The 15,864-nt window shown below is 56.7% G+C and carries 13 protein-coding genes and 1 pseudogene; 11 read left to right on the top strand and 3 right to left on the bottom strand.

All coding sequences use genetic code 11. The features are described from left to right. The first annotated feature begins 5 nt into the window (after positions 1-5). A complete protein-coding gene (locus HYX42_RS20010) occupies positions 6-2,273 on the top strand; it encodes a cation-translocating P-type ATPase (protein ID WP_293406438.1) in 2,268 nt (755 codons plus the stop codon). A gap of 85 nt (positions 2,274-2,358) precedes the next feature. Beyond that, positions 2,359-4,302 (top strand): cytochrome c/FTR1 family iron permease, encoded by a 1,944-nt coding sequence (locus HYX42_RS20005; RefSeq protein WP_293406436.1) that lies wholly within the window; start codon positions 2,359-2,361, stop codon positions 4,300-4,302. Between the two features lie 283 nt (positions 4,303-4,585). Here the strand turns inward: HYX42_RS20005 and HYX42_RS20000 are convergent, their stop codons facing one another. Next, entirely contained in the window at positions 4,586-4,720 is a 135-nt protein-coding gene (locus tag HYX42_RS20000; protein WP_293406434.1) for a hypothetical protein, read from the bottom strand. A gap of 113 nt (positions 4,721-4,833) precedes the next feature. Here HYX42_RS20000 and HYX42_RS19995 point away from each other — a divergent pair, with 113 nt between their 5' ends. The 7 genes and pseudogenes from HYX42_RS19995 (at position 4,834) to HYX42_RS19965 (ending at position 12,690) form a co-directional block, all read left to right on the top strand. Continuing rightward, positions 4,834-6,129, top strand: a complete 1,296-nt coding sequence (locus HYX42_RS19995) for a TolC family protein (protein WP_293406432.1) — start codon at positions 4,834-4,836, stop codon at positions 6,127-6,129. Between the two features lie 8 nt (positions 6,130-6,137). After that, on the top strand, positions 6,138-7,334 hold the full coding sequence (locus HYX42_RS19990; RefSeq protein ID WP_293406430.1) for an efflux RND transporter periplasmic adaptor subunit: 1,197 nt from the start codon (positions 6,138-6,140) through the stop codon (positions 7,332-7,334). 16 nt (positions 7,335-7,350) lie between these two features. Then, positions 7,351-10,497: pseudogene (locus HYX42_RS19985) on the top strand (CusA/CzcA family heavy metal efflux RND transporter). Further along, positions 10,494-10,829 carry a P-II family nitrogen regulator gene (locus HYX42_RS19980; protein ID WP_293406428.1) on the top strand — a complete coding sequence of 112 codons (336 nt, stop codon included), beginning with the start codon at positions 10,494-10,496 and terminating at the stop codon, positions 10,827-10,829. Before HYX42_RS19985 ends, HYX42_RS19980 begins: the two are co-directional and overlap by 4 nt. Positions 10,830-10,878: 49 nt before the next feature. Next, entirely contained in the window at positions 10,879-11,343 is a 465-nt protein-coding gene (locus tag HYX42_RS19975; RefSeq protein WP_293406426.1) for an MgtC/SapB family protein, read from the top strand. 36 nt (positions 11,344-11,379) lie between these two features. After that, a complete protein-coding gene (locus HYX42_RS19970) occupies positions 11,380-11,694 on the top strand; it encodes a zinc ribbon domain-containing protein (protein ID WP_366931169.1) in 315 nt (104 codons plus the stop codon). 51 nt (positions 11,695-11,745) lie between these two features. After that, positions 11,746-12,690 (top strand): cation diffusion facilitator family transporter, encoded by a 945-nt coding sequence (locus HYX42_RS19965; protein ID WP_293406424.1) that lies wholly within the window; start codon positions 11,746-11,748, stop codon positions 12,688-12,690. Between the two features lie 74 nt (positions 12,691-12,764). On the opposite strand, the gene HYX42_RS19960 is transcribed toward HYX42_RS19965, so the two are convergent. Beyond that, positions 12,765-13,130 (bottom strand): DUF4148 domain-containing protein, encoded by a 366-nt coding sequence (locus HYX42_RS19960; protein ID WP_293406422.1) that lies wholly within the window; start codon positions 13,128-13,130, stop codon positions 12,765-12,767. Between the two features lie 155 nt (positions 13,131-13,285). Between HYX42_RS19960 and HYX42_RS19955 the strand changes: the two genes are divergently transcribed. Next, positions 13,286-13,960, top strand: a complete 675-nt coding sequence (locus HYX42_RS19955; protein ID WP_293406818.1) for a heavy metal response regulator transcription factor — start codon at positions 13,286-13,288, stop codon at positions 13,958-13,960. Between the two features lie 28 nt (positions 13,961-13,988). Further along, positions 13,989-15,368 (top strand): heavy metal sensor histidine kinase, encoded by a 1,380-nt coding sequence (locus HYX42_RS19950; RefSeq protein ID WP_293406420.1) that lies wholly within the window; start codon positions 13,989-13,991, stop codon positions 15,366-15,368. A gap of 135 nt (positions 15,369-15,503) precedes the next feature. Here HYX42_RS19950 and HYX42_RS19945 read toward each other — a convergent pair whose 3' ends face one another. After that, positions 15,504-15,842, bottom strand: coding sequence for a copper-binding protein (locus HYX42_RS19945; protein ID WP_293406418.1), 339 nt, complete (start codon positions 15,840-15,842; stop codon positions 15,504-15,506). Between the last annotated feature and the right edge of the window lie 22 nt (positions 15,843-15,864).

The raw sequence follows: 15,864 nt of genomic DNA, 5'->3' as shown, positions 1-15,864 counted from the left end.
AAGCCATGAAACCAGAAAATACGCTTTCCCCATCTGCGGATTCTTGCGGATCCAAGGCATGCTGCACCCCAACCCCTGCGGTTGGCACGGTTGCCACCCCACATGTTGCAGATGGCAACCTGTTTCGCATCGCCACCATGGACTGCAGTTCTGAAGAGTCCGAGATACGGCGTGCTCTGGAGCCTATCTCTGGCATTCGTTCCCTGGGATTCCAGCTTGGCGCAAGAACTTTGAAGATCGATGCGTCGGATAGCGCACTCCCGTTGGCCCTGGACGCCATCCGCAAGGCAGGTTTTGATCCACTCCCTGTCCAGCCAGCCGGTAGACCCGCGACAGATGTTGAAACCGACGGCGACAACGAACACGAGCACGAAAGTGGTGTCGGCGGAGGTGTTTACCGACTTGTCGCTGCGCTGGTGCTTGCCATCGGCGCAGAGTCCATTTCATATTTCGCTCCCGAGGGCATGGGATGGAAGATTGGCGGCATGGCCATCGCGGCCATCGCGATCTGGCTGGCCGGCATCGACACCTACAAAAAAGGGATGGGCGCGCTGATCCACGGCAAGCTCAATATCAACGCCTTGATGGCTGTCGCTGTAACGGGCGCGTTTTTGATCGGGCAATGGCCTGAAGCGGCCATGGTGATGGCCTTGTATGCCATCGCCGAACTGATTGAGGCCAAGGCTGTCGACCGCGCCAGAAACTCCATCAAGGGCCTGCTTGAGATGGCGCCAGAAGAAGCGCTCATGCTCTCTGCGGATGGCTCATGGGCCATGACCGCTGTCACCGCAGTACCGCTGGAGTCGACGGTTCGCATCAAGCCCGGTGAACGGGTGCCCCTTGATGGGGTGGTGGTCAAGGGCAATGGTGCCATCAACCAGGCCCCTATCACGGGTGAAAGTATTCCTGTCGACAAGGCTCCGGGCGACCAGGTGTTTGCTGGAACTATCAATGAGACAGGTGAACTGGAAATTCGCGTCACCGCTGCTGCGAACAACACCACGCTCGCCAGGATCATTCACGCCGTGGAACAAGCGCAGGGCACGCGCGCACCGACCCAGCGATTCGTGGATAAATTCGCCGCCATCTACACGCCTGCCGTCTTCGCGATTGCAGTCGCGGTCGCAGTGCTTACCCCATTTCTTTTGAGCCTGACCTGGCAAGAGGCACTTTACAAAGCGCTGGTGTTGCTGGTGATTGCTTGTCCGTGCGCTTTGGTGATCTCTACCCCTGTAACGGTGGTGAGCGGCCTGTCGGCGGCCGCCCGCCGTGGCATCCTGATCAAGGGTGGCACCTATCTTGAAGACGCCCGGCTTTTGAAAGCCATCGCGCTGGATAAAACGGGGACTATTACCGAAGGAAAACCCAAGCTGGTGGATTCGCGGATATGGGGAAATGCGGATGAAGCCACCTCAAAACGCGCCGCCGCCAGCCTGGCCTCCCGGTCTGATCATCCAGTTTCCAAAGCTATCGCGACGAGTCTGGAACAGCAGGTCAGCGACGTCCAGGACTTCAAAGCCATTCCGGGCCGAGGTGTGCAGGGAACTGTTGATGGTCAAACACTGCTGATGGGTAACCACCGGCTCATGGAGGAAAACGGCCTGTCATCAACCGAGTTGAAGGCAGAGCTGGCAACCCACGAAAAACAGGGGCGCACGGTGACTTTGCTGGCCAACGGCAAGGAGGTGTTGGCTTTGTTCGCGGTAGCTGACACCATCAAGGAAACTTCCCGCAAAGCGATTGCGGATCTGAAGGCCCTGGGGGTTACGACGGTCATGCTGACCGGTGACAACAGCGCAACGGCCAAGGCAATCGCCAGCGAGGCAGGAATCGATGACGCGCGTGGTGATCTTTTGCCTGAGGCCAAGCTGGAAGCCATCAAGGACATGCAAAAACGCTACGGCGCGACGGGCATGACGGGAGACGGCATTAATGATGCACCCGCGCTTGCACAGGCAGATGTAGGGTTCGCCATGGGTGGTGCGGGTACCGATACTGCGATGGAAGCTGCTGATGTCGTCATCATGAACGACAACCTGGAGCGCGTGGCTGAAACGGTGCATCTGTCCAAGCGTACCCATTCAATTCTCTGGCAGAACATCACGCTTGCCCTGGGCATCAAGTCAGTGTTCCTGGTCATGGCCGTATTTGGCACCGCGACGATGTGGATGGCGGTGTTCGCAGACATGGGCGCGAGTTTGCTGGTGGTGGGAAATGGTCTTCGCCTGCTTCGGATAAAAAAGCAGGCTGCAGTCGGCTCTGGTCCAGGTTAAAGCGGTTGACCCGCCAATTGCGCGTCAAACACGCCTGAGCAGCTTCTAGCCAATCAAACAACCATCTTTCCTTGTGAAAACGGCCATGTATCCACAGTCTCTTTCAAAAGCATTCTGGGCATGCTTGACCTTCGCGGCCTGCTTTTTCGCAGGGCCGTGGGCTCAAGCCCAGGATCTTGCCGTCCAGAATCAGGCCAAGCAGATTTGGCAGTTGCTGGATTACATTGCCGTCGATTATGGGAAAGCCGTGAAGGACGGCAAGGCGGTCAGTGAAAGTGAATACAAGGAAATGCAGGAGTTTGCGCAGGCGGCCGAAACTCAATTGGCTGAACTGCCGGCGGTCCCCGCCAAACCTGAACTGTTGAAAAACGCGGCAACCCTGAAAGCCAGTATTGCCTCCAAAGCCGCGTCTCCAACTGTCAGCGATCTCGCGCACAGCCTGTCCAGCAGTTTGCTGTTGTCCTACCCGGTGCCGATGTCACCAGCCAAACTGCCCGATCTCCAGCAAGGCGCGCAACTTTATCAAAGCCAATGCGCAGCCTGTCATGGCGTCTCGGGACACGCTGATGGCCCCTTGGCTTCAAAGCTGAGCCCACCCCCTATTGCGTTATCCGATCATGACCGCGCCAGAGAGCGCAGTGTTTTCGCTCTGCAGCAAATCATCACGCAAGGGGTCAAGGGGACGTCCATGCGGAGTTTCACAGAACTGTCGGACGACGAGCGCTGGAATATTGCCTATTTTGCTTCGACGCTGTCCTATACAGACCGTGACCGCCAGGAAGGTGCGCGACTTTGGAGTTCTCGTCCCGAGCTTCGTGCCGCCATTCCGACGTTGTCCAAATTGAGCGAGAGCTCGGAAGTGGCGTTGGCCAAGACGGTCGGTGCGGATAACGCGAGACAGATGACAGCCTATCTGAGAAGTACACCCGATAGCCTGAGCGCACAGAGCGCAGAGAGTCTTGTGATCGCCAAGGACAAACTGAAAGCCAGCCTTATCGCGATGGACAAGGGTGATACACCGGCCGCGCTTCGTCTGGCCCTGTCTGCTTACCTGGATGGGTTCGAACCAGTCGAGCCTGCATTGGCTGCTAAAAATCGTCCACTGTTTGAAGACATCGAAAAAAACATGGGCGCGTTTCGTAACGCTGTTTCGGCAGGACAGGTAGCCCAGGCTCGGGCGATTGAGAAACGCTTGCAGGTTTTGCTCACGGACGGTCAGTCAGCCCTGGGCGCAGCAAACGATCCGTTGTCCACATATCTCGGCGCCTTGACCATCCTGCTACGTGAGGGCCTGGAAGCCCTGCTGGTGGTGGTGGCGATACTGGCTTTTCTGAAAAAGGCGGACAGAGCCGATGTGCTTCCGTACGTGCATGCGGGCTGGATCTCGGCCCTGGCGGCTGGCGGCCTGACCTGGGGTATCGCCACCTATCTGGTGGAACTGAGTGGCGCCAGCAGGGAGATGACAGAAGGTTTTTCAGCCATCTTCGCTTCCGTCGTCTTGCTGGCGGTCGGCGTCTGGATGCACCAGAAGAGCATGGCCGGGCGCTGGCAGGCTTACGTCAAACAAAAGCTGTCGTCGGCGCTGAACCGCAAGTCCGCCATGATGCTGTTTCTGCTTTCCTTCATCACTGTCTATCGTGAGGTTTTCGAAACCGTCCTGTTTTACGCCGCCCTCTGGACACAGGACAACGGCATCTATCTGCTCGCAGGCTTGGGATCTGGCCTGGTGATTCTGGGCGGTGTTGCATGGCTTTTGTTGCGATCGTCGGCAAAGCTGCCCATCAGTCAGTTCTTTGTTTACAGCTCTGCACTCGTTGGCGTACTCGCTGTCGTCCTCATGGGCAAAGGTGTTGCGGCCTTGCAGAAAGTTGGGCTTCTGGAAAACACACCAGTCCTGATTCCTCGCATCGACGCCCTGGGCGTCTACCCTTCGCTTCAAACCCTAGGCGCCCAGGTTTTGATCCTGCTCATTATCTTGGTGAGCGTTGGATATAACCTGAGGCTCCAGAAAAATACGGTGCGCCAATGATCGAACGTTTATTCATCAGCGAATTGATGACGCCCAGGCTCACCCGCTTTAACTCCCTGGTCGCAGGGCGCTGATACACTTTATCTGTGCGTCGCTATCTCATCATCTTTTTCATAGTTTTTCTGCCTTTCCAGTTTGCCTGGGGGGCGGCGGCGGGTTATTGCACCCACGAAAAAGGTGACCAGGTCAGCCACTTTGGGCATCACGCGCATGTGCACAAAGCCTCTAGCGCAAGCACTGACTCTTCGGTCTCTTTTGCGGGCGGCTGCGATCCGGACTGCGGCTATTGCCACAGCGGGTGCGCCCAGCCACCTCCGAGCAGCCTGTTAAACCTGTCCATTGCCATGCCGTCGATGGACGTTTCGACCGAGATGCGCCCAATGCGGTTCAGGGTGCCGGATGTGATCGAACGTCCCAACTGGAGTCTCGCCGTCTAAATCCGGCGAGAACGCTCCCCAATTTTTAGCTACCCTTCGGTAGCAAGCTTTCCGCCGGATTCTCCCCCTTGGTTTTCGCAACTAGGAGAATTCGATGCGACCGAACATGCTGGCGCTTGCCTGCACACTGTTTTTTATATCTGCTCCCGGCTTTGGCCAGGTCACCCCAACCGTCAGCGCTGCAGTCACGCCAACGACGGAACTGGCGCGGATCACCCTGCCTGAAGCGCAGGCCAGGGCCGCACTGGCCAACCCGGCTTTACGCGCCAAGCAAGCGCAGCTCTCTGCCGCAGAGGGCTTCAATACCGATGCCAGGTCCCTGCTATTCAACAACCCGCAGATATCGGTAGACAAGACCCGGCGCACCGTGCCGCAGGCAGGTATGAGCCCGGAGCGCCGAAACGAGTGGAACGGCGGTCTGTCCCAAGCTTTTGAAACAGGTGGCCAAGGCGGCTTTCGGCGAGAGACGGCTGCGTCGGCCCTGGATGCCCTCCGGTATGAAATCGTCGATACCCAACGGCAAATTCGCAGTGATATTTCCGCACGCTTTTACCGTGTACTGGCATTGCAGCAGCGCGTGGACCTCGAAACACAGGCGCTCAAGCTGTTTGACGATGCCGCCCTTGCCGTCCAAAAGCGCCGCAAGGCTGGTGAAGACACCAAGCTTGATGCCAACGTCGCGATGGTGGAAGCGGAGCGCGCACGCAACCAACTGGCGCAGGCACAAGAACAGCTGCATGAAGAGCGCAACGAACTGGCGTCCCGCCTGCAGCTTGTAGGCCCCTCCCTACCGCAGGCACAAGGGGAGTTGAGTCCGCAAGCCTTGGGTTTTGTACTGAACGACTTGCTGAACAGCTTGGACGCTCAGCCTCGTTTACTTGCTCTGACGGCACGCGAAAAAAGCGCCAACGCCCGGTATCGGCTGGAACGCGCCAGTGTTTATCCCGACGTGACAGTCGGTTTGAACGTGGGGCGGGAGGGCTCCAGTGGCGCCCGCGAGCGGCTCACCACCATTTCAGTGTCTGTGCCGCTACCGCTGTTCAAACGAAATGCGACCGGCATTGGTCAGGCCTCCAGCGAAGCCACCCAGGCACAGATAGAGCGGGAGGCTGCTCAGCGGGATGTGAGAGCCAACGTAATCGCTCTGTGGTCACGACTTTCCAGTCAGGAGCAGCGCGTGCGCCGCCTGCAGGACGTTGTGCTGCCAGCGTTAACTGAAAACCTCAGCCTCTCGGTCAAGTCCCGCCAGGCCGGGCAGATCGGCCTGCTGGAGCTGATCGTCGTCAACCGTCAGGCGCTGGACGCTCGCCGAGACCTGATCGAAGCACTTTCCGAATACCACAGTACCCGCGCAGCCCTGGAGCTCGAAGCGGGTTGGCCCAAAGAATGAGATTGACCATGAACACCTTTAAATTTACCCATACTTCCAGCTTGCGCCGCCTGACTGGCGCGTCTGTATTGCTCGCCATCCTGCTCGTTTTGGGGGGATGCGGGGATAAGTCTGCCAAAGGGACCGAGCCTGCCGCGCAGGAAGCCAAAGGTGAGGCGGCCAAAGAAGAAAAAGGCCTGAAACTCACGCCAGAAGAACAGGAGCGGGCAGGCATCAAGATCGAAGAGGCCGCTCCCCGAACGTTTGATGATGTGGTCAATGTCACGGCCACCATTCGTCCCAACCAGGACCGTATTGCGAAAATTGCACCTCGGGTAGAGGGCCGCATCGTGAGCGTCTCTGCCAATTTGGGTGACCAGGTACGGGCTGGTCAGGCGCTGGCAGTCATGGACAGCCTGGCTGTTGGGGAAGCACAGTCGGCGCTGCTACGCGCCCAGTCTTCTGAACGGGTTGCACAGGCGGACTTCAAGCGAGCGGAATCCCTGAGCGCCGAGGAAATCATTCCGCAGAAAGAGTTGCTGCGCGCCCGGGGCGAGTTGGAGCGGGCAAGTGCCGAATCCCGCGCCGCGCGGGACCGCCTGCGCCTGCTCGGAGGTTCTGCCGCTGTGGGAACACGTGCCGAATCCAGTTTTGCGCTAAGCGCGCCATTTGCTGGAACCGTCATCCAGAAGAAAGCAACGATAGGCGAACTGGGAACGCCCAGCGATGCCATCTTCACCATTGCGGATCTTTCCAGAGTCTGGATCGAAGCCAATCTGACCGATGACCTGCTGGCAAAAGTCAAGACCGGCGCGGCCGCCACGGTGACCGTAGGTGCTTATCCGGGTGAACGCTTCAGTGGCCGGGTGGCCTACATTGCCAATGTGCTGGACAAGGACAGCCGGACCATCGCAGCGCGTATCGAGGTCGCCAACAAGGACGGCCGTCTCAAGCCGGAAATGTTCGCCAACGCCAGCATTTCAACCGGCGGGCAACTGGAGGCCATCTCGGTGCCGGACACTGCGATCCTTCTTCTGCAGGGGCAGCCCTCCATCTTTGTTGCCGAACATGGTGGGTTTGAAGCACGTGCCATTGAGACGGGAGAAAAGCTTTCTGGCCGGACCGTGATCAAGTCCGGTCTCAAAGCCAAGGAGCAGGTAGTGACTGCCGGCGCCTATGCGCTCAAGGCGCGCCTGATGAAGTCGCAAATCGGCGATACCCACTGAGCGGGACACCCACACCATGCTCAATGCCATCGTTGACGCTTCGCTGCGTTACAAAGTACTCGTCCTGGTCGCCTTTCTGATCGTCATCGGTCTGGGCGTACAGGCTTTCCGTCAGGTTCCGGTGGATGCCTTCCCGGACGTGACACCCATACAGGTCAATGTGGTGACCGAATCGCCCGGTCTGGCGGCAGAAGACGTCGAAAAACTGCTCACCCAGCCCATCGAAGGCGCCATGGCAGGCCTGCCTGGCGTCGAGCAGGTTCGCTCGGTCTCGCTGTTCGGCCTGTCCTCTGTGAGCATCACGTTCAAAGACAAGGTCAATATCTACTTCGCCCGCCGCCTGGTCGGAGAAAAGCTCCAGGAAGCCAAAGGACGTTTGCCACAAGGCTATGGTGAGCCGGTTTTGGGCCCCAACAGTTCGGGTCTGGGCCAGGTGTTCTGGTACACCGTTGAATCGGCAGACAAACAGTTGTCCACCATGGATCTGCGCACGACCCACGACTGGAACGTCCGCTTGCTTCTGCGCACCGCGCCAGGCGTTGATGACGTGACCTCCTGGGGAGGCAACGTCAAACAGTACCAGGTACAGGTCGATCCGCGCCAGCTCATCAAATTCGGCTTGTCCTTCAAACAGGTGATGGAACGCATCACCGCCAATAACAAGCAGGTTGGCGGTCAGTCCATCAACGTCGGAGCGGAGCAATACCTGGTGCGCGGACTGGGTCTGGTGGCCAGCACCACAGACATTGGCGGGATCGTGGTGGCCGAGCGCGGCGGCGCTCCCATCTATGTGCGCGATGTGGCTCAGGTCAAGGAGGCCCCAGCGCCCCGGTTTGGCGCTGTGACCCGCGACGGCAAGGAGGCCGTGCTCGGAATTGCACTGGCGCGCGTGAATGAGAACGCCAAGAGCGTCGTCGATGCCGTCAAAGCCAAGCTGGCAGTCGCTCAGGCAGCGTTGCCTCAGGGTATGACCCTGGTACCGGTTTATGACCGGGCGGAGCTGGTGGGCAAGGCGCTCAAAACTGCGGAAAGCTCACTGGTTGAAGGTGCGATCCTGGTGGCCATCATCCTGTTCCTGTTCTTGGGGGAGTTCCGCTCGGCCATCGTGGTCGTGGTCACACTGCCGATGGCCATGCTGATCGCTTTCATCCTGATGCAGCAGTTTGGTATTTCGGCCAACCTGATGTCGCTGGCCGGCCTTGCCATCGGAACCGGAATGATGGTGGACGGCGCTGTGGTGATGGTGGAAAACGCCTTTCGCCTGCTGGCCCATGCCAGGGAGGAGAACAAGGAGTCAGGCAAACCGATCAACAAAACCCATTTGATCCTGGAAGCCGCACGCGAGGTGATGAACCCGATTGCCTTCGCCATCATGATCATCATCGTGGTCTTCATGCCGCTGTTTTCGCTGACCGGGCTCGAAGGCAAGCTGTTCAAACCCATGGCCTACACCATCACGTTTGCGATGGCCGGTTCCTTGTTGCTGTCTCTGACCCTGGTGCCAGTTCTGGCAGTCCTGATTCTGAAACCCAAGGAAGAGCGTGACACCTTTTTAGTGCGTCACGCAAAGCGCGCTTACCTGCCACTTCTCGACTGGGCGCTTGAACGCAAGAAGCTGGTGGTGGGTTCGGCGCTGGCGCTGCTCGTGGCCGCCCTGGCGCTGTTCCCATTCCTGGGAAAAGAATTCATGCCGCAATTGCAGGAGGGCACCATTCAGTTCCGCGTCACAGGCATTCCTTCAGCGTCGCTGGACGAATCCATCCGTGTATCCAACGTGGTCAGCGCAGAGCTGCACAAGCAGTTTCCCCAGGTGCGCTCTGTATTGGCGACCATTGGACGCGCAGAAGGCGGCGAGACCTCTGACGTGAACTACATGGAAGTCAACCTCGACACCAAGCCGCAGTCTGACTGGCCCGAGAAAATCACCTATGCCAAGTTGGCGTCGGACATGCAGGAGGCACTTGAAAAAGTGGTCCCCACCGCGGTGTTCAGTGCCACGCAGCCCATCCAGTCTCGCGTAGAGGAGCTGATTTCAGGCGTACGTGCCACTTTGGCCCTGAAACTCTATGGCCAGGATCTGGAAACGCTTGATCGCCTGACAGGTCAATTGAAAGGTGTACTGGACAAGGTGCCTGGCGCGGCCGACCTGGCAGCCGAAGCCAACAAGGGCAAACCCCAGCTCGTCATCAAGGTGAATCGGGAGGCCGCAGCGCGGTTTGGCATCAATGCCGATGAAATCCTCGAACTTGTGAAGGCCGGCATTGGCGGAGAGGCGGTTTCCACACTGATTGATGGCACCAAGCGGTTTGATATTGCGGTGCGGCTATCGGACGGATTCAGGGCTGACCCGGCCTCTATTGGCGCCATCCCTATTCGTACCAGCGAAGGTGCGCTGGTTCCGTTCTCACAGGTAGCCAGCATTGAGCTTGCCGAAGGCTATTCGTTTGTTCGCTGAGAGTCGCTGCAGCGCTACTCAGTCCTGCAACTGGATGTCAAGGGACGGGATGTGGACAGCTTTGTCAAGGAAGCGAACCTCAAAATCAAGGAACAAGTCAAGCTTCCTCCCGGTTATTGGGTGGAATGGGGTGGTGCGTTCGAGAACCAGCAACGCGCCATGGCCAGGCTTGCGGTCATCGTGCCGTTGACCATCGGCCTGATTTTCATGCTGCTGTACACGGCATTTAATTCGGTTCGCCATGCAACCCTGATCATTGCCAACGTGCCATTCGCCATCATCGGCGGGATCGTGGGCCTGTTCGTCAGCGGACAGTATTTGTCGGTGCCGTCGGCCATCGGCTTTATTGCCGTGTTCGGGGTAGCCATGCTGAACGGCATCGTCATGGTGTCATTCTTGAATGACCAGCGGCGCCAAGGACTGTCTGTACGAGATGCGGTCAGGCGTGGAGCGGAGCTGCGCTTGCGTCCGGTGCTGATGACTGCATCGGTCGCCATCCTGGGTTTGATACCCATGTTGTTGTCGACAGGTGTAGGGGCGGAAACCCAGCGACCGCTGGCCACGGTCGTGGTGGGTGGATTGTTTACCTCCACTGCGCTGACTCTGCTTTTGCTTCCTCTTTTGTACGAATGGTCCGAGTTACGGGCTGAACGCAGAGCGAGAAGGCACACCGAGACATCCATTGCAGCAGAAAGAGCGGCATCATGAAAGAAATCAAGGCTTATATCCATCGCAACCGTGTCGCTGAAGTCATCAGCGCACTCAAAAACTCGGTGGCCTGGACTTCCGTCGGGGACGACGAACACAACCTGACGGCTTATATGGTTAAGGGATCTCTGGTCCCGCTGGACGAGGGCGAGCGCCGCTTTTCGGTCGAGCTTGGCGACGAAATCATCGACGAATACAAGCTGGAGCTCCATTGTTCTGAAGATCACGTGGATGAGTTGGTAAAGATCATCGTCGCCTCTGCCAAAACAGGCCGTCCCAACTCCGGCTGGGTTTATGTGATGGATGTGGTGTCAGCGGTGCCTGTTGTATGACTTGCGCGTATTCCTATCACTATCGCCTCAAGAGAGAGCCTGAACAAGTATGGATGTCGCGAACGAGCTTCTTTATGCCTTCCGCATACTTCTGGCGGCACTTCTTGGCGGTGTCATAGGGTGGGAACGTCAGCGTAGTGACAGCGATGCCGGCATCAGAACTTACATGGCCACCTCCATGGGAGCTTGCGCTTTCAGTCTCATCTCCACACACGGCGGAGGCGATCCGACGCGCATCGCAGCGCAAGTCGTCTCAGGCATCGGATTTATCGGTGCAGGCGTGATCTTCAAGGAAAAAGCTGGCATCGCAGGGCTTACTACGGCAGCCACCTTGTGGGCCACAGCCGCAGTGGGAATGGCTGCTGCATTTGGGATGTATGTGCTGGCAGTGCTGTCCAGCCTGCTATTGCTCGGCACTCTCTTGCTCCCCTATGTGCCTGGCTGGAGAAAGCTGACTGGCAAGAGTGTGAAACGGATCTCAGACACGCCAGCCGCCAAGGCCACACGTGACTAAAACTTATCGACACGTATCTATTTCAAGGAGAAATCTATGGGCTTTCTGGACAAACTCTTCTCGACCATGAACTCAGGCCATCATGGTGGTCACCGCAGTGGACACGGGGGAGGCCGACATGGTGGCTACCGCGATGACGACTATCGCAGCCCACCCCCACCACCGGTGCCAGCGCCCCCGTCCGGAGGTGGCGGCATATCTTGCCCCGCATGCTCAGGTCTGAATGCACCTGGTGCGAAATTCTGTGCGCAGTGCGGCAAATCATTGATGCCTGCAGCCTGTAGTTCTTGCAATACGAAAGTGGTTGCAGGTACGAAATTTTGCCCGAACTGTGGCCAGTCACAAACCTGAGTTTTCGCCAAATCGGCCTGATTGCAATTTATTTTCTCAAAGGACCCGGATATGAGTGAAGGTCATTCCCATGCCATCCCCGAAAACAAAAAAGAAACCACTTTGTGGATTGCTTTTGCGCTTACCTCAACATTTCTGCTTGCGGAGGCGGTTGCCGGGATTTTGCTTAACAGTCTCGCGCTGCTTGCCGATGCAGCTCATATGTTTACGGATGCCGCGGCGCTGGGGATTGCCTTGGCTGCCATCCGTGTTGCGCGCCGACCGGCAGATGCCCGCCGCAGCTTTGGATATCACCGGTTTGAAATCCTTGCGGCGACATTCAATGCTCTGTTGTTGTTCGGAGTGGCGATCTATATCCTCTACGAGGCCTATCAGCGCTTTCGCAGTCCCGCCGAAATTCAGACGACTGGGATGCTTGTTATCGCCACTTTAGGACTGATCATCAACCTCATCAGCATGAGGATGCTCAGCGGTGGAAAGGAGTCAAGCCTCAACCTCAAAGGTGCCTATCTGGAGGTCTGGAGCGATATGCTCGGCTCTCTTGGCGTGATTGTCGGCGCTGTCGTCATTCGTTTCACGGGCTGGGCCTGGGTCGATACCTTGATTGCGGTAGGTATTGGTCTATGGGTGTTGCCTCGCACCTGGATTTTGCTCAAGGAGAGCTTGAATATCCTGCTCGAAGGCACGCCAGCTGGCGTAGAACCCGACGAGGTAACGCAAGCCATGTTGGACGTTGAGGGAGTCACTGGCATTCATGATCTGCATGTCTGGGTACTTACCAGCGGGAAGAACAGTTTGACAGCACATGTTGTGCACGCTCCCGAGGTGGCGACCGGTGCATTAATCAACAAGTTAAAGGGAGTTCTGGCCGAGCGCTTCAATGTATTTCACACCACATTTCAGTGTGAACTCGTTGCTTGTGCCCATACGGAAGATGGCTGCAACTTCACTGCACACGAGCCATCGCACAAAGAAAATTCGCAACCGGCTGTTTAGCCTTCGGCGGATCTACTTTGACTTCAACTCTTTACCGAGGAAGAGAGCGTTTCTGCGCTCTTCCCCAAGCTGGTTCAGAAGGCATTCTGGCGATATTGAGCGCGCCGCTCATCAGCGCTCATCGTCAAGTCTGGCTTTGCGGTGACTTCGTGGGAAAGTTTGTCGGTATGGACCGCTTTTCCATCCCTGAACTCTAGGCTGTGTTGTGGGAAAGAATAAAGCAGGCCGCCGGCAACCAGCTTGCCACCATCCGCCGTAAACGGATTTCTGCGCGCTTCTGCGAGTTCGCCCATTACTTCCGCACGTGTTTTCGTACTTGGCATGTTGTGAAATTCGAATGCCTTCTCGCCGCTCACAATGTGAACAGGGCTGTTTGCAAATGCCGGGGTTGCAATGGCACCGATCAGGGCGATAGCGAACATTGATTGACGAACCATCATGATGAAACTCCTTTTTACTGCTTGCAAAGTGCCAACCCAACGATGGGTTGACTGCGATGCAACCTTTGCATCACGGTTCTACTGTAGAAAAATGCGAGGTACGCCACGCTTACCCGTTTATTACAAATCTGTCATCTAACTTCCTGGGTGCTTCTTTGAAAATTCTTGTGGTTGAAGACGAGCCCAAAGCCGCCGACTACCTGCGTCAGGGCCTGTCCGAGAGCGGTTATGTCGTTGAAGTTGCGCATACGGGAACGGACGGACTGCATCTGGCTGTCACTGGTGACCACAGTCTTGTCATTCTGGATGTCATGCTGCCCGGAATTGACGGCTTCGCCTTACTGTCGGCGCTCCGTACCTCCCGGCAGGTGCCGGTCCTGATGCTTTCGGCCAGAGGGACGACAGATGACAAGGTCCGAGGCTTTGATTTGGGGGCGGATGACTATCTTGTCAAACCATTTCAGTTTCCCGAATTGCTGGCAAGAGTCAGGACGCTCTTAAAACGTGGACAGTCCGTAGCTACTGGACAGATCTTGCAAACTGCCGATCTGGAAATCGACTCTATCCGTCACCGCGCAACTCGCGCCGGTCAGCGCATTGATCTGTCAGCCAGAGAGTTTGCACTGCTGACCCTTCTCGCCCAGCGGGTTGGTCAAGTTTTGTCACGCACGCAGATCGCATCGCTTGTCTGGGATATTCATTTTGAGTCGGACACCAACGTGGTGGAAGTGGCAATACGACGCTTGCGTATCAAAATTGATGACCCTTTTGAGGTCAAACTGATTCACACCGTTCGCGGGGTGGGATACGTTCTCGAAGATCGCAATTAATATGCGCCGGTACATCCGCCATCGGTTTTTGAAAAATTCGCTCGCAACGCACATAGCGCTGGCCAGTACATGCTTTGGCCTGATTGTTGTCAGTGGTGCGATTGCGGTGGCTTTTTGGGCTTTGGCAAAGCAGCTGGATGCCCGTTCTTATGAAGAGCTTCAAGGAAAACGCGATTCGCTTGCGCACGTTCTGCAGGAAATTCCCACAGCGCAAGCAGTAAATCAGCACCTGCACCGGTTCAGTGACTTGCTGATTGGGCACGATGATTTGCACTTGGCCCTGACAGATCCCAAAAGCAATCAGCCCATCGCCAGCTTTTCTTCATTGGCAGGTGAGTCATTGACTGTATTGGCTACGAATGCAGACAGCTCGATGACCATCGCTGACTGGACGACTTCTTCCGGTAAGGACATGAGAAGCATGCGCGCCATCGCCATGACTGCAGATGGAAGGGCTGTGCGGTTTTACCTGTCCCTTGACCGTGAAAATGATCAAAGTCTGCTATCGGGTTTCGCAAAGGCCACTGCGGTGGGCCTGCCTGTTTTACTGATGGTCGTGGCACTTGGCGCATGGCTGATTGCACGCACAGCCCTGAGTCCCTTGCGTCGCTTTGAGCGACTGGCTGCCTCCATTGGCGCAAAATCGCTCGGGCAACGCCTGCCAGAGGCTTCTCTCCCCACAGAGCTGGCTCAACTGGCCAAAGAGTTCAATGGCATGCTGCAACGTATTGACCGGGGTTATCGTCAGCTCCATGAGTTCTCCGGCGACTTGGCTCATGAGATGCGCACCCCGGTTGCAACCCTGCTTGGTCGCACGCAGGTTGCCTTGTCGAAGAAGCGAAACGTTGCCGATTTGCAGGAAGTCCTGGAGGGCAACATTGAGGAGCTTGAGCGTCTGTCAAGACTGATTTCAGACATGCTGCTTATTGCAAGCGCTGGTGCGCTTGAGAACCCCATCCATGGTGAACAACTTGCGCTCTCCGAAGAGGCTCACCGCGTAGTTGACTATTTGGCTTTTATTGCGGAAGAGAACAGGGTTTTGATGGAGGTAAGGGGAAGAGCCTCCGTATGGGCGGATCGGCTGCTGGTACAGCGGGCCATTACAAACCTGCTAAGCAATGCAATACGTCATGCGTATTCGAACTCGAAAATTCTTGTAGAGATAGTCGAGGATCACGGTGTCGTTACCTTGTCTGTGACCAATCAAGGTAAAGGTGTGCCTGCGGCTCACATTGAGCGAATATTTGATCGTTTTTTCCGGATTGACTCAGGTCGTACACGCCTAGACGGAGGTGCAGGCCTGGGTTTGGCAATTGTGCGCGCCATCATGACTGCTCATGGCGGGCAAGTTATAGCGACAAGTGAGCTGGAAGAGAACACTAAATTCACGCTGATATTTTCCAAATAATCCGATAGCTATTGAGCGGTTTACCTTTGAAGGCGCAATTTGATCTGTGCACTGTCACGACTGAATGAACCAGGCCTTCGCAGCACATTGACGCAATCCAGCCGAGGCTTCGAAGGCTAACGGTCGGTGTCTGCGTCAATGAAGCTTTTTCACGACGTAATCGTCACCTTCCTTGACGAATCCAAAGTCAATCTTCTTGTCCACAGCCAGCTTGTCGAGCATGGCTTTGTCTTTGACCTTGAAACTCATGGTCATGGGTGGCCAGCTCAGGCTGTTGACCGGCCCGTGTTCGATCATCACGTAACCTGTCTTCATGTTGATTTTCTTGACTGTTCCTTTGGCCTCATGCGTGGTTTGGGCACCGGCCGCAGGTTTTGAAGTCATGCCCATTCCCTTCATGTCGCCCATCTTTTCCTGGGCAAAAACGACAGACGCGGTAGCTAGAACGAGCCAAGCAATGGCGATTTTCTTCATGGAAAGCTCCTTTGGAGAGTGG

This window comes from Polaromonas sp. (assembly GCF_016185115.1).
GTDB lineage: Bacteria > Pseudomonadota > Gammaproteobacteria > Burkholderiales > Burkholderiaceae_C > Polaromonas.
Note: the sequence above shows the minus strand (reverse complement) of the source record. Positions and strands in the feature narration are given on the sequence as shown.

Excerpts from the sequence above, each read along its gene's own strand:
- HYX42_RS19995 (WP_293406432.1), top strand. The coding sequence starts at position 4,834 with ATGCGACCGAACATGCTGGCGCTTGCCTGCACACTGTTTTTTATATCT.
- HYX42_RS19965 (WP_293406424.1), top strand. The coding sequence starts at position 11,746 with ATGAGTGAAGGTCATTCCCATGCCATCCCCGAAAACAAAAAAGAAACC.
- HYX42_RS19975 (WP_293406426.1), top strand. The coding sequence starts at position 10,879 with ATGGATGTCGCGAACGAGCTTCTTTATGCCTTCCGCATACTTCTGGCG.
- HYX42_RS19990 (WP_293406430.1), top strand. The coding sequence starts at position 6,138 with ATGAACACCTTTAAATTTACCCATACTTCCAGCTTGCGCCGCCTGACT.
- HYX42_RS19960 (WP_293406422.1), bottom strand. The coding sequence starts at position 13,130 with ATGATGGTTCGTCAATCAATGTTCGCTATCGCCCTGATCGGTGCCATT.
- HYX42_RS20010 (WP_293406438.1), top strand. The coding sequence starts at position 6 with ATGAAACCAGAAAATACGCTTTCCCCATCTGCGGATTCTTGCGGATCC.
- HYX42_RS19970 (WP_366931169.1), top strand. The coding sequence starts at position 11,380 with ATGGGCTTTCTGGACAAACTCTTCTCGACCATGAACTCAGGCCATCAT.
- HYX42_RS19980 (WP_293406428.1), top strand. The coding sequence starts at position 10,494 with ATGAAAGAAATCAAGGCTTATATCCATCGCAACCGTGTCGCTGAAGTC.
- HYX42_RS20005 (WP_293406436.1), top strand. The coding sequence starts at position 2,359 with ATGTATCCACAGTCTCTTTCAAAAGCATTCTGGGCATGCTTGACCTTC.
- HYX42_RS19945 (WP_293406418.1), bottom strand. The coding sequence starts at position 15,842 with ATGAAGAAAATCGCCATTGCTTGGCTCGTTCTAGCTACCGCGTCTGTC.